General features: G+C 68.3%; 11 protein-coding genes and 1 pseudogene. All 12 read left to right on the top strand.

Translation table 11 applies throughout. From position 1 onward, the window contains the following. Positions 1-195 (top strand): branched-chain amino acid ABC transporter permease (locus VGW35_22280; GenBank protein HEV8310400.1); only part of this gene is annotated, 195 nt, incomplete at its 5' end. A gap of 87 nt (positions 196-282) precedes the next feature. Continuing rightward, positions 283-1,170 (top strand): annotated as a pseudogene (locus tag VGW35_22275) (branched-chain amino acid ABC transporter permease). An 18-nt stretch (positions 1,171-1,188) separates the two neighbouring features. After that, entirely contained in the window at positions 1,189-2,421 is a 1,233-nt protein-coding gene (locus VGW35_22270; protein HEV8310399.1) for an ABC transporter substrate-binding protein, read from the top strand. Between the two features lie 8 nt (positions 2,422-2,429). Further along, positions 2,430-4,064, top strand: a complete 1,635-nt coding sequence (locus VGW35_22265) for an acyl-CoA synthetase (GenBank protein HEV8310398.1) — start codon at positions 2,430-2,432, stop codon at positions 4,062-4,064. Beyond that, positions 4,065-4,517: a hypothetical protein gene (locus VGW35_22260; protein HEV8310397.1), complete on the top strand. Its 453-nt coding sequence runs from the start codon at positions 4,065-4,067 to the stop codon at positions 4,515-4,517. A 183-nt stretch (positions 4,518-4,700) separates the two neighbouring features. After that, complete coding sequence (locus VGW35_22255) at positions 4,701-5,681, top strand: CoA transferase (GenBank protein HEV8310396.1); 981 nt, start codon at positions 4,701-4,703, stop codon at positions 5,679-5,681. Continuing rightward, a complete protein-coding gene (locus VGW35_22250; GenBank protein HEV8310395.1) occupies positions 5,678-6,481 on the top strand; it encodes a CoA-transferase in 804 nt (267 codons plus the stop codon). The genes VGW35_22255 and VGW35_22250 overlap by 4 nt, the downstream gene beginning before the upstream one ends. Before the next feature lie 31 nt (positions 6,482-6,512). Then, positions 6,513-8,471: an AMP-binding protein gene (locus VGW35_22245; protein ID HEV8310394.1), complete on the top strand. Its 1,959-nt coding sequence runs from the start codon at positions 6,513-6,515 to the stop codon at positions 8,469-8,471. Further along, complete coding sequence (locus tag VGW35_22240; protein HEV8310393.1) at positions 8,468-9,256, top strand: ABC transporter ATP-binding protein; 789 nt, start codon at positions 8,468-8,470, stop codon at positions 9,254-9,256. Before VGW35_22245 ends, VGW35_22240 begins: the two co-directional genes overlap by 4 nt. Positions 9,257-9,304: 48 nt before the next feature. Continuing rightward, the gene (locus VGW35_22235; protein ID HEV8310392.1) at positions 9,305-10,234 is read left to right on the top strand and encodes a branched-chain amino acid ABC transporter permease; all 930 of its coding nucleotides are present in this window, start codon (positions 9,305-9,307) and stop codon (positions 10,232-10,234) included. A 4-nt stretch (positions 10,235-10,238) separates the two neighbouring features. Then, positions 10,239-11,315 carry a branched-chain amino acid ABC transporter permease gene (locus VGW35_22230; protein ID HEV8310391.1) on the top strand — a complete coding sequence of 359 codons (1,077 nt, stop codon included), beginning with the start codon at positions 10,239-10,241 and terminating at the stop codon, positions 11,313-11,315. A 46-nt stretch (positions 11,316-11,361) separates the two neighbouring features. Continuing rightward, a complete protein-coding gene (locus VGW35_22225; GenBank protein HEV8310390.1) occupies positions 11,362-12,675 on the top strand; it encodes an ABC transporter substrate-binding protein in 1,314 nt (437 codons plus the stop codon). The last annotated feature ends 27 nt before the right edge of the window (positions 12,676-12,702 follow it).

The following is a 12,702-nucleotide window of genomic DNA, read 5'->3' as shown; positions in this document are numbered from 1 at the left end:
ATCGTCGTCTTCGCGGTCGTCGTGATCGGAGGCCTGGGCTCGATCATGGGCTCGATCGTGACCGGCTTCGCGCTCGGTGTGGTGGAGGGCTTCACCAAGGTCTTCTATCCCGAGGCCTCGAACACCGTCATCTTCGTGATCATGGCCCTGGTCCTCCTCGTCAGACCGGCCGGCCTCTTCGGCCGTACGGCGTAGATGGCGACGGCGGCGGAGTACGTCGAGGCCGCGTCCCGGCTGGTGGCGACGGCGGTTCCGCGGCATCAGGTCATCGCGTTCGCGATCATGGTGGGGGTGCTCGTCGTCGCGCCGTTCTTCGTCTACCCGATCTTCCTCATGAAGGCGCTCTGCTTCGCGCTGTTCGCCTGCGCGTTCAATCTCCTGATCGGTTACGTGGGGCTGCTCTCGTTCGGCCACGCGGCCTTCCTGGGCGCGGCCGGCTACGTCTCCGCGCACGCCGCCAAGGTCTGGGGCTCGCCGCCGGAGCTGGCAATCCTCTCCGGAACGGCGGTGGCGGGGCTGCTCGGCCTCGTGATCGGCGCGCTGACCATCCGGAGCCGCGGGATCTACTTCGCCAACATCACGCTGGCCTTCGCCCAGATGGTGTTCTTCTTCGCGATCCAGTCGCGGTTCACGGGCGGCGAGGACGGCATCCAGGCGGTGCCGCGGGGCACGATGTTCGGCGTGCTCGATCTCCGCCAGACGTACACGATGTACTTCGTCGTGCTCGCGATCTTCCTGATCGGCTTCCTCGTGCTCTACCGGGCGATCCATTCGCCGTTCGGTCAGGTGCTCAAGGCCATCCGTGAGAACGAGCCGCGCGCGGTGTCGCTGGGCTTCCGCGCGGAGCACTACAAGCTGATCGCGTTCGTCCTGTCCGCCACCCTGTCGGGGCTCGCGGGGGCGACCAAGGCCCTCGTCTTCCAGCTCGCGTCGCTCACCGACGTCCACTGGACGATGTCGGGCGAGGTCGTGCTGATGACGCTCCTGGGCGGCCTGGGGACCGTCTACGGACCGGCCGTGGGCGCCTTCATCGTGATCGCGCTGGAGAACTACCTGGCCCAGCTCGGGGCGTGGGTGACGGTGGTCCAGGGGGCCATCTTCGTCGTCTGCGTCCTGACCTTCCGCCGCGGCATCGTGGGCGAGCTGGCTCGCCTCGTCGACAAGCCGCTCCGGGTCAACCTGACGTTCGTGGTGGAGCCCGCCCAACCGCCGCGGACGATCAAGGTCGGCATGGTGTCGAGCGCCACCGGGCCCTGGGCCCTCCTCGGGCTGGCCGGGATCGAGGGGGCCCGGCTCGCCGTCGCCGACTTGAACGCCGCCGGCGGCCTGCTGGGCCACCGGATCGACCTGATCGTCCGCGACGACGGCGGCAAGGCGGCCGCCGGCGCGCGGGCGACCCGGGAGGTCATCGTGGACGACGAGGCCGCACTGCTCCTGGGCCCGGTCGGAAGCGACGTCCTGCTGGCGATGTCGGAGGTGGCCCGGGAGACCAGGACGATCCTGATCTCCCACACCGCCAACACGGAGCGGGCCTTCGTGGAGGGCGGGCACCGGTACATCTTCTCGGTGGTGGCGAACACCTTCATCGAAGGGAGTGCGATGGCGCTCTACATGGCCAGGCAGCCCTACCGCCGCTACGTCATTCTGGGCCCGGACTACGAGCTGGGGCACACCCAGGCGGAGGCCTTCGAGCGCCGGCTCCGGGAGCACCGGCCTGACGTGGAGATCGTCGCGCGGCTGTGGCCCAAGGCGGGGGCGCAGGACTTCGCCACCTACCTGACCGACATCCTCGAAGCCCGGCCCGACGCGGTCTACAGTAACCTGTTCGGGGCGGATCTCGCCGCCTTCACCCGGCAGGGCCGAGCGGTCGAGTTCTTCACGAAGGTCCCGTTCGCGGCCCTCTACGACGTGGAGACGCTCCAGGCCCTCGGGCCAGACGCGGTGGAGGGCGTGGTCGGCTACGAGCGCGGGCCGTTTCACGTCATCCGGAAGCTCTGGCCGAGCCCGCGCTTCGAGGACTTCCTCCACCGGTACGGCGCGGCGACCAACCGTTATCCCTCGGCATGGGCGATGAACGCGTACGACGCCGTCATGGCCTGGGCCAAGGCGGTGCGCCGGGTCGAGACGTTCGACACCGAAAAGCTCGTCGACGCCCTCGAAGGCCTCGAGCTGGACTCGCTCCAGGGTCCCGGACGCTTCATCCGCCCGGTGGATCACCAGGCCAACGTCGGCTCCTACATCGGGGTGGTGGCGTGGGACGAGCGCTTCCCGGACTTCGCCATCTGGCGGGACGCGACCTACATCCCGGGCGACCAGGTCTGGCGCTCGGAGGCCGAGGTGCGGGAGATCCGCGGGCGGGCGCCGGAGCACGCGGCGGCGCCGCGGAGCGCCCCGGGGGCGGGGACGCCGGCGGTGCGGTGAGTGGCGCCGTGAGGGCCTTCGAGCGCGACCTCGACCGGGGACCGGCCAACTACGCCCCTCTCACCCCGCTGTCGTTTCTGGCCCGGGCCGCCGCGGTCTACCCGGACAAGCCCGCCGTCATCCACGGCGACCGGACGTTCACCTATGCCGAGTTCTACGCCCGCTGCCGGCGCCTCGCCTCGGCCCTGGTCCGGCGCGGGATCGGCGCCGGCGACGCGGTCGCGGTGATGGCCCCGAACGTCCCGGCCCTGCTCGAGGCGCACTACGGCGTCCCGATGGCGGGCGGCGTGCTCAACGCCCTCAACTACCGGCTCGACGCCGGCTCCATCGCCTTCATCCTCGAGCACGGCGAGGCCAGGTTTCTCGTCACCGACACGGAATTCTCCGACACCGTTGCGGACGCGCTGGTCCGCCTCGGCCGGCAGATCCCGGTCATCGACATCGACGATCCGCTCCATGCCGAGCCCAGGGGCGGCAAGCTCCTGGGAGAGAAGGACTACGAGGCCTTTCTCCTGGAGGGCGATCCCGCCTTCGACTGGCAGCCTCCGGCCGACGAGTGGCAGGCCATCTGCCTCCTCTACACCTCGGGCACCACCGGGAACCCCAAGGGGGTCGTCTACCACCACCGCGGCGCCTATCTGAACGCCCTCGGCAACGCGCTCGCCTTCGGGCTGTCCCCGCGCTCGGTCTACCTCTGGACGCTGCCCATGTTTCACTGCAGCGGCTGGACCTACACCTGGGCGGTGACGGCGGCCGGCGCCACCCACGTGTGCCTCCGGCGGGTCGACCCGGCCCGGATCTTCCCGGCCATCGCGCGGCACGGCGTCACGCATCTCTGCGGGGCGCCCATCGTCCTGACCATGCTCATCCACGCGCCGGCCGCGGTGAAGGTGAGGTTCGACCACCTCGTGGAGATGGCGACGGGCGGCGCCGCTCCGCCGTCGGCGGTGATCGCGGCGATGGAGTCCATGGGGTTTCGCGTCACCCACCTCTACGGCCTCACCGAGAGCTTTGGCCCGGCGACCCTCTGCGCCTGGCAGGAGCCATGGGATGGGCTGGCGCTCCCGGAGCGGGCGGCGCTCATGGCCCGACAGGGCGTCCGGTACCCGACCCTCGAGGGGCTGATGGTGGCCGACCCCGAGACGATGGCCCCGGTGCCCCGGGACGCCCGGACGATGGGCGAGGTCATGCTCCGCGGGAACACCGTGATGAAGGGGTACCTCAAGAATCCGGCGGCCACCGCCGAGGCCTTCCGCGGCGGCTGGTTCCACACCGGCGATCTGGCGGTCTGGCATCCCGACGGCTACGTCGAGCTCAAGGACCGCTCGAAGGACATCATCATCTCGGGGGGCGAGAACATCTCCTCGATCGAGGTCGAGGAGGCGCTGTACCATCACCCGGCCGTGATGGAGGCCGCGGTCGTGGCCAGGCCCGACGCGACGTGGGGCGAGACGCCCTGTGCCTTCGTCACGCTCAAGCCGGACGCCGGCCCGGTCGTGGCGGCGGACCTGATCCAGTGGTGCCGCGCCAACCTGGCGCGCTACAAGGTGCCCAAGCACGTCGTGTTCGGACCGCTGCCGAAGACCTCGACCGGGAAGATCCAGAAGTACCTGCTGCGGGAGCGGGCCAAGGAGGTGAGCTGAGTGGACACGCTGCCGAACCTCGCCGACACCCTCCGCCAGCTGACGGATGCCTATACCAGCGCGCTCTCGGTCATGACCCGGGCGCTCGAAGGGCTGCCCCGGCAGGACGGCGAGGCCTACCGCCGCCTGGCCGAGCAGTGGCTGCGCCTGGCCCGGATGAGCAAGGACGGCTTCGTGACGGCGATCGAGCAGGGATTCGAGCTCTGGGAGCGCGAGTGCCGGCGCGCTCTGGAGGCGTCGACGGCCGGGCCCTCCTCGCGGCCGGCGCCGAACCCGCTGGAGGCCTGGGCCGAGAACTGGAAGAAGACGCTGGAGGCCGCCACCGCCGCCAGCCCGGCCGGCGAGGCCGGGAGCGCCGAGATGCGGAAGCAGGCGGAGGCCTTTCAGCGGACGATGCAGGAGAGCCTGGCGGCCTGGCAGCGACTCTGGCAGCCGCCGGAGCGAAAGGGCTGAGGCCCCCGGGCCCCGCCGGGAGTGGCGCGTAAGTCCGCGTCCTGCTTGACAGGCGCTCGGCCGGTCCGCTACACTCCGGTTACCTGCGCGAATTCCTGAGGGCACAACCCGGCTCTACCCAGCGTGACGCGAAGCCAACCGCCGGTGTCGCGGCCGGGGCGTCTGTGCCCCGGAGCATGAGCCTTGCCTGACATCGAACTCCTCGCCGCGGGCGTGGGCGAGTATCGCCTCCAGGACCCGGACACGCTCCGGACCTGGATGCGCGACCACAAGCGCCGGGACTTCGTGGACAAGACCACGACGGCCTCCGAGGCGGTGACCCGGCTGGTCGCCGACGGCGACTATGTCTCGTTCGACTTCTCCTCCTACACCCGGGGCCCGCTCGTCCTGATCCGCGAGGTCATCCGGCAGCGGCGCCGCAACCTCTGGTATTGCGCGAAGTTCACGCTGATGGAGTCCACGCTGCTGGCGGCCGCGGGCGTCATCAGCCGGATCGACGTGGGGTTCATGGGACTCGGCGAGACCCTCAACAAGGCGGTGGAACGCGGCGAGGTGCAGGTGACCGAGTGGACCAACGGGACGCTGACGCTCCGCCACCTGGCCGGGGCCATGGGCGTGCCGTTCATCCCCACCCGGGCGCTCCTCGGCACGGACACGCTCCGGTACTCGGGCGCGAAGGTGATCAGCGACCCGTTCACCGGGAAGCCGATCGCCCTGGTGCCGGCGGTCAACCCCGACGTCGGCCTGGTCCACGTGCACCAGGCCGACGTCCATGGGAACGCGCGCTGCTTCGGGCCGGGCGTCCAGCCGCTGGAGACCGCGATGGCCTCGCGCAAGGTCATCGTCTCGACGGACGAGATCATCGACCACGACGACATCCGCAAGGACCCGGGCCGGACGACGATTCCCTATTACCTGGTCGATGCCGTGGTGTACGCGCCCTTCGGCGCCTACCCCGGAGGGCTGCCGGGCGTCTACGAGATGGACTTCGAGCACTTCGGGGAGTATTTCGGCCTCGAGCGCCAGGGGCGGCTCGGCGAGTATCTCGAGAAGTACGTCTACTCGGTGGGGTCTCACGAGGAGATGCTCGAGCAGCGAGTCGGGCTCCGGCGCTTGAGCGCGCTTCGCCGCCAGGCGACGATCAAAGAGGGCTACTCGCCGTGAGCACCACCCCGACGACCGCGCGCACGTTCACCGAAGCGGAATTCATGATCGCCCAGTGCGCGCGCCTGCTGGAGGACCAGAAGACCGCCTTCATCGGGTTCGGCATGCCCCAGATCGCCGCCATCCTGGCCCAGCGCATCCAGGCGCCCCAGCTCGTGCAGGTCTTCGAGTTCGGGGCCATCGGCCCGACCCCCCTGACTCCCTTCGTCCGCAACACGATGGGGGGCCCGTCGAACTGTTACCGGTCGATCGCCTGGACCAACATGAACACGATCTTCGCCCAGGCCCAGCTCGGCCTGATCGACTATGGCGTCCTGGGGGCGACCCAGATCGATCTGTACGGGAACATCAACTCGACCATGCTCGGCGAGGACTGGCACCATCCGAAGAAGCGCTTCCCGGGCTCGGGCGGGGCGAACGAGGTGGCCTCGTACTGCTGGCGGACCATCGTGATCATGCTTCACGAGCGGCGGCGGTTCGTGCCGCGGGTCGACTTCGTCACCTCCCCGGGCTATCTCGACGGGAGTTCGGGCGCCCGGGAGCGGGCGGGGCTGCCGGCGGGGACGGGGCCCTGGCGGGTGGTGACCTCCCGGGCGTGCTTCGGCTTCGACGACGCGACCCGGAAGATGACGCTCGTCGGCATCCTGGACGGGCTCACCGTCGAGTCGGTGCTGGCCGAGATGGAGCTCACGCCGCTGGTGGCCGACCGGGTGGAGACGCTGCCTCCGCCCACCGACCGGGAGCTCGGGATCCTGCGCGAGGAGATCGATCCCGCGCGCACCGTCCTCGGCCGGCCGTGAGTGTCAGGCAGCCGGAGGCCACCGGCCCTCGATGAGCACGCTCCTCGACGATCTGGACCGGCGACTCGACACGTTTCCGAAGCTGATCGAGTCGAACGCGCAACGGATGCCTGGAAAGGTGGCGATCCGCGAGAAGGACCTCGGGATCTGGCAGTCGTACACCTGGCCCGATTACTTCGAGCAGGCCCGGCTCATCGGCCTCGGCCTGGCGGCCCTCGGGCTGGCGCGGGGCGACAAGACGGCCATCGTCGGCGACAACCGGCCCCAGCTCTACTGGGGCGTGGCGGCCACTCAGTCGCTCGGAGGCGTGGCGGTCCCGCTGTATCAGGACTCGGTCGAGAAGGAGCTCGCCTACATCGTCGATCACGCCGACATACGGTTCGCCGTGGTGGAGGACCAGGAGCAGGTCGACAAGCTCCTCCACGTCAAGGCGAAGTGTCCGCGTCTCCAATACATCATCTACGACGATCCGCGGGGACTCCGGAGCTACACCGAGCCGTTCCTGATGAGCCTCGACCAGCTCCGGGACCTCGGCCGGAAGTTCGCCCTGGACAATCCCGCGTACTTCGACGCCGAGATCGCCAAGGGAGCCGCCGACGACCTGGCGATCATCTGCTACACCTCGGGGACCACCGGGGCTCCCAAGGGCACCATGCTCTCCTACCGGAACCTCATCCTGACGGCTCGCCACGCGGTGGCCCGGGAAGGGATCGGCGGGGACGAGGACGTGCTGGCCTACCTGCCGATGGCCTGGGTGGGGGACCACATCTTCTCGTACGCGCAGTCGATCGTGGCCGGGTTCACCGTCAACTGCCCGGAGAGCGCCGCCACCGTGCTCCACGACCTGAAGGAGATCGCCCCCACGTACTTCTTCGCTCCGCCCCGGATCTGGGAGAGCATCCTCACCAACGTCATGATCCGCATCGAGGACGCCGCCTGGCCCAAGCGGACCCTCGTCCACGTTTTCCTCGGCCTGGCCCAGGAGATCGAGCGACGCCGCCTGGCCCGCCAGCCGGTCTCGCTGTGGCGGCGGCTCGTGTATCCCCTGGGCGACCTGCTGGTGTACGGGCCGCTCAAGGACAACCTGGGGCTGCGGCGGATCCGCCGGGCCTATACCGCCGGAGAGGCCATCGGACCGGAGATCTTCGTGTTCTTCCGCTCGCTGGGGATCAACGTGAAGCAGCTCTACGGCATGACCGAGTCCAGCGCCCTGATCTCCATCCATCAGGACGGCGACGTGCGGCTGGACACCGTCGGCACCCCGCTCCCCGGGGTGGAAATCCGCATTTCGGCCGATGGCGAGGTGCTCTACCGGAGTCCCGGCGTCTTCCGAGGCTACTACAAGAACCCGGACGCGACCCGCCAGACGCTGGAAGACGGCTGGATCCACTCGGGCGACGCGGGGTTTCTCGATCACGACGGCCATCTGAGGATCATCGACCGGGCCAAGGACGTGAGCCGTCTGGCCGACGGCACGCTCTTCGCCCCCAAGTATCTCGAGAACAAGCTCAAGTTCTCGCCGTACATCCGGGAGGCCGTCTGCATCGGGCAGGGACGGCCGTACGTGACGGCACTCGTCAACATCGACCTGGTGGCGGTCGGCAACTGGGCCGAGCGGCAGGACCTGGCCTACACGAGCTATACCGACCTGTCACAGAAGCCGGAGGTCTACGATCTGGTCGCTCGGGAGGTCATGCGGGTGAATGCGAGCCTCGCCGAGGACGAGCGGCTGCGAGGCGCTCGGATCAAGCGGTTCCTGATCCTCCACAAGGAGCTGGATCCGGACGACGAGGAAATCACTCGCACGCGCAAGGTCCGCCGGGGATTCATCGCCCAGAAGTACGCGCCCCTGATCGAGGCGCTCTACGCGGACGGCGAGTACGCGGAGGTCCAGGCGCAGGTGACCTACGAGGACGGACGCACCGCCACCATCCGCGCCCACGTGCGGATCCGCGAGGTGGCGAGCCTCGAGGCGGCCGGCTCACGGTGAGCGAGGCGACGCGCTCCGAGCCGCTCCTCGCCGTGGAGGAGATCAGCGTGCGCTTCGGGGCCGTCCAGGCGCTCCAGCGGGTCAGCCTGACGATCGGGGAAGGGGACATCCTGGCGATCATCGGTCCCAACGGGGCCGGGAAGACGACCCTGCTGAATCTGGTCAGCGGGTTCTATCACCCGTACGAGGGACGGATCCTCTTCGGGGGAAAGGACCGGACGCGGCTCAGGGCGCACCAGGTCGCCGCGCTGGGGATCGCCCGCACCTTTCAGAACGTGGCCCTGTTCAAGGGTATGAGCGTGCTCGACAACATCATGACCGGGCGGCTCCTGAAGATGAACGGCAACATCCTCTTCGAAGCCCTGTACTGGGGCCCGGCCAGGAGGCAGGAGCTCCGGCACCGGGCGTCCGTCGAGCGGATCATCGACTTCCTGGAGATCCAGGCCATCCGAAAGACGCCGGCCGGGCGCCTGCCGTATGGCCTGCAGAAGCGAGTCGAGCTGGGCCGGGCGCTGGCCGCCGAGCCCCATCTCCTGCTGCTGGACGAGCCGATGGCCGGCATGAACGTCGAGGAGAAGGAGGACATGTGTCGCTTCATTCTCGACGTCAACGACGAGTTCGGCACCACCATCGCGCTCGTCGAGCACGACATGAGCGTGGTCATGGACATCTCCGATCGGGTCGTGGTCCTGGACTACGGGCGCAAGATCGCCGACGGGTCGCCCGATGAGGTGCGGACCGACAAGGCGGTCATCGACGCCTATCTGGGCGTGGCCCATGACTGAGGCCCCGGCGGTCGGGCTGAGCGGCGTGGAGTGGGAGACGTGACTCAGATCGTGTACGGAATCCTGGTGGCGCCGTTCGCCGACATGCTGACGAACCCGCGCTTCCTGGCCGAGGTGCTGATCGGGGGCGTGGCCGCCGGCCTGATGTATTCGCTGGTGGCCCTCGGCTTCGTGCTGATCTTCAAGGCCTCGGGGGTCTTCAACTTCGCGCAGGGGGTCATGGTGCTGTTCGCGGCGCTCACCCTCGTCGGTCTGATGGAGCGCGGGGTGCCCGTCGCCCTGGCGCTCCTGCTGACGGTGGCGGTGATGGTGGCGCTGGCGATCGTCATCGAGCGGCTGGTGCTGCGCCCGCTGGTCAACCAGGAGCACATCGTCCTGTTCATGGCCACCATCGGGCTGACGTTCTTCCTCGAAGGCTTCGGCGAGATGCTCTGGGGAAGCAACGTCAAGAAGCTCGACGTGGGCATCCCGGACCGATCGTTCATCGTCGCCGGGATCCAGATGAACCAGCTGGAGCTGTCGGCCGCGGGGACGGCGGCGGTTCTGGTGGCCATCCTGGCCGTGCTCTTCCATGGGACCCGAATCGGCCGGGCGCTCCGGGCAGTGGCCGACGATCACGAGGCAGCCCTGTCCATCGGCATCCCGCTCAAGACCATCTGGATCATCGTCTGGTCGGTGGCGGGCATCGTGGCCATCGTGGCCGGAATCATGTGGGGAGCCAAGAGCGGCGTGCAGTTCAGCCTGTCGCTGATCGCGCTCAAGTCGCTGCCCGTCCTCATCCTCGGGGGCTTCACCTCGGTGGCCGGCGCCATCGGCGGCGGGCTCATCATCGGCGTCGGGGAGAAGCTGGCCGAAGTGTACTGGGGCCCGCTGGTCGGCGGGGCCATCGAGAACTGGTTCGCGTACATGCTGGCCCTGGTCTTCCTGCTGTTCCGGCCGCAGGGGTTGTTCGGGGAAAAGATCATCGAGCGGGTGTGAAGCCGTGATCTACCGCGAGGCGGGGCAGTTCAAGACCAGCTACGCCAGCGACCAGGCGATCTTTCCCATCGCCCAGGACCGCTGGGTCGTCGTCCTGGCGGTGCTGGCGGCCTTCCTGGTGCCGCCGCTGGTCGCGAACGAGTACTGGCTGCAGGCGATCCTGATCCCGTTCCTCATCTATTCCCTGGCCGCCCTCGGCCTGAACCTCCTCACCGGCTACGCCGGCCAGCTCTCGCTCGGCACCGGAGGCTTCATGGCGGTCGGCGCCTACGCCGCCTTCAAGCTGACCACCGCCTTTCCCGGAGTCAACATCCTGATCGTGTTCCTGATCGCGGGCATCGTGGCGGCCGCCGTCGGTCTGCTGTTCGGGATCCCCAGTCTGCGGATCAAGGGCTTCTATCTCGCGGTGGCCACCCTGGCCGCTCAGTTCTTCCTCGTCTGGCTCTTCAACAAGGTGGCGTGGTTCTCCAACTACGCCTCGTCGGGCACGATCACGGCGCCCCCGCGCACCGTGTTCGGCGTGATGGTCACCGGTCCCGGCGCGACAGCCTCCGCCCGTTACGTGACCGCGCTCGCCCTGGTAGCCGTCTTCGCCCTGGCCGCCAAGAATCTGGTCCGGGGGCGGGTCGGGCGATCGTGGATGGCGATCCGCGACCGCGACATCGCGGCCGAGATCATCGGCGTCAGGCCGCTTCGGACGAAGCTGCTCGCCTTCGGCATCAGCTCGTTCTACTGCGGGGTGGCCGGGGCCGAGCTGGTCTTTCTCTACCTGGGAAGCGCCGAGACGCTCGCCTTCGACGTGGGCCTGTCGTTCCTCGTCCTGTTCATGGTCATCATCGGGGGCCTCGGCTCGATCCTCGGCTCGTTCCTCGGCGCCGCCTTCATCGTGCTGGTGCCGATCTTCCTGACCCGGGTACCGCGAAGCGTCGGGCTCGATCTCCCCGTCGCCCTCCAGAAGCAGATCGAGCTCATGGTGTTCGGCGCCCTGATCATCTTCTTTCTCATCGTCGAACCAAACGGTCTGGCCCGACTCTGGCAGATCACCAAGGAGAAGCTGCGGCTGTGGCCGTTCCCGCACTGAGCCCTCGGAGGGGAGCCGGAGCCCCCCTCGAGAAAAGGAGGCAGGCATGAGCGTGCGACGCGTGATCATCGGCCTACTGGCGATCGTGGTGATGGCGGCGCCGGCGGTGGCGTCGGCCCAGGCCAAGGAGGTCTTCATCCCGCTCCTCGTCTACCGGACCGGGCCCTACGCCCCCAGCGGGATTCCGATCGCCAACGGCTTCGTCGACTACTTCTCGCTCGTCAACGAGCGTGACGGCGGCCTCAACGGCGTCAAGCTGGCCTGGGAGGAGTGCGAGACCCAGTACGACACCAAGCAGGGGGTCGAGTGCTACGAGCGCCTGAAGGCCAAGGGTCCGGTGGTGGTCAATCCCTACAGCACCGGCATCACCTATCAGCTCATTCCCAAGGCCCCGGTCGACAAGCTCGTCGTCTTCTCGATGGGCTATGGGATGACGGCGGCCGCCGACGGCCGCTGGTTCCCCTGGGTCTTCAGCTTCCCCACCACGTACTGGAGCCAGGCTTCCGCGGTCATCCGGTACATCGGGCAGCAGGAAGGCGGGATGGACAAGCTCAAGGGCAAGAAGATCGCCCACATCTTCCACAACAGCCCGTATGGCAAGGAGGCCAACCCGACCCTGGAGACGCTGTCCAAGCAGCTCGGGTTCGATCTGACGCTGCTGGCCGTCGACCATCCGGGCCAGGAGCAGAAATCGACCTGGCTGCAGGTGCGCCGGCTCAACCCGGACTGGATCTTCATGTCCGGCTGGGGGGTCATGAACCAGGTCGCCGTCAAGGAAGCGGCGTCGATCGGGTACAAGATGGACCACTTCATCGGCAACTGGTGGTCGGCCAACGACTCGGATGTCGTCCCGGCCGGTGAGGGCGCCAAGGGGTACAAGGGCGCGACCTTCCACGCCCCCGGCACCAGCTTCAAGGTGCACCAGGACATCGTGAAGTTCGTCTACGACAAGGGCAAGGGGAGCGGCAAGAAGGAGGAGATGGGCAGCCCGCTCTACAACCGGGGCATCGTCAATGCCATGCTCTCGGCCGAGGCGATTCGTACCGCCATGACGAAGTTCGGGAACAAGCCGTTGACCGGGGAGCAGGTCCGGTGGGGCTTCGAGAACCTGAACCTCACCGAGAAGCGCCTCGAGGAGCTGGGGATGAAGGGCTTTACCCACCCGATCAAGGTGACCTGCGAGGACCACGAGGGCAACGGCCCGGTCCTCTTCCAGCAATGGGACGGCAAGAAGTGGAGCCTGGTCTCGGACTGGATTCCTACCATGCGCGAGGTCGTGCGGCCGAAGATCGAAGAGGCCGCCATCCAGGAAGGGAAGAAGCTCGGGTACGAGATGCGCGACTGCTCGAAGGCGGGCTGACGCGAGCGGACTCGGAGACCGAACAGG

The organism is Candidatus Methylomirabilota bacterium (assembly GCA_036005065.1).
Classification (GTDB): Bacteria; Methylomirabilota; Methylomirabilia; order Rokubacteriales; family DASRDR01; genus DASYQW01.
The sequence above is the reverse complement of the archived record's forward strand: the minus strand, read 5'-3'. Positions and strand labels throughout refer to the sequence as shown.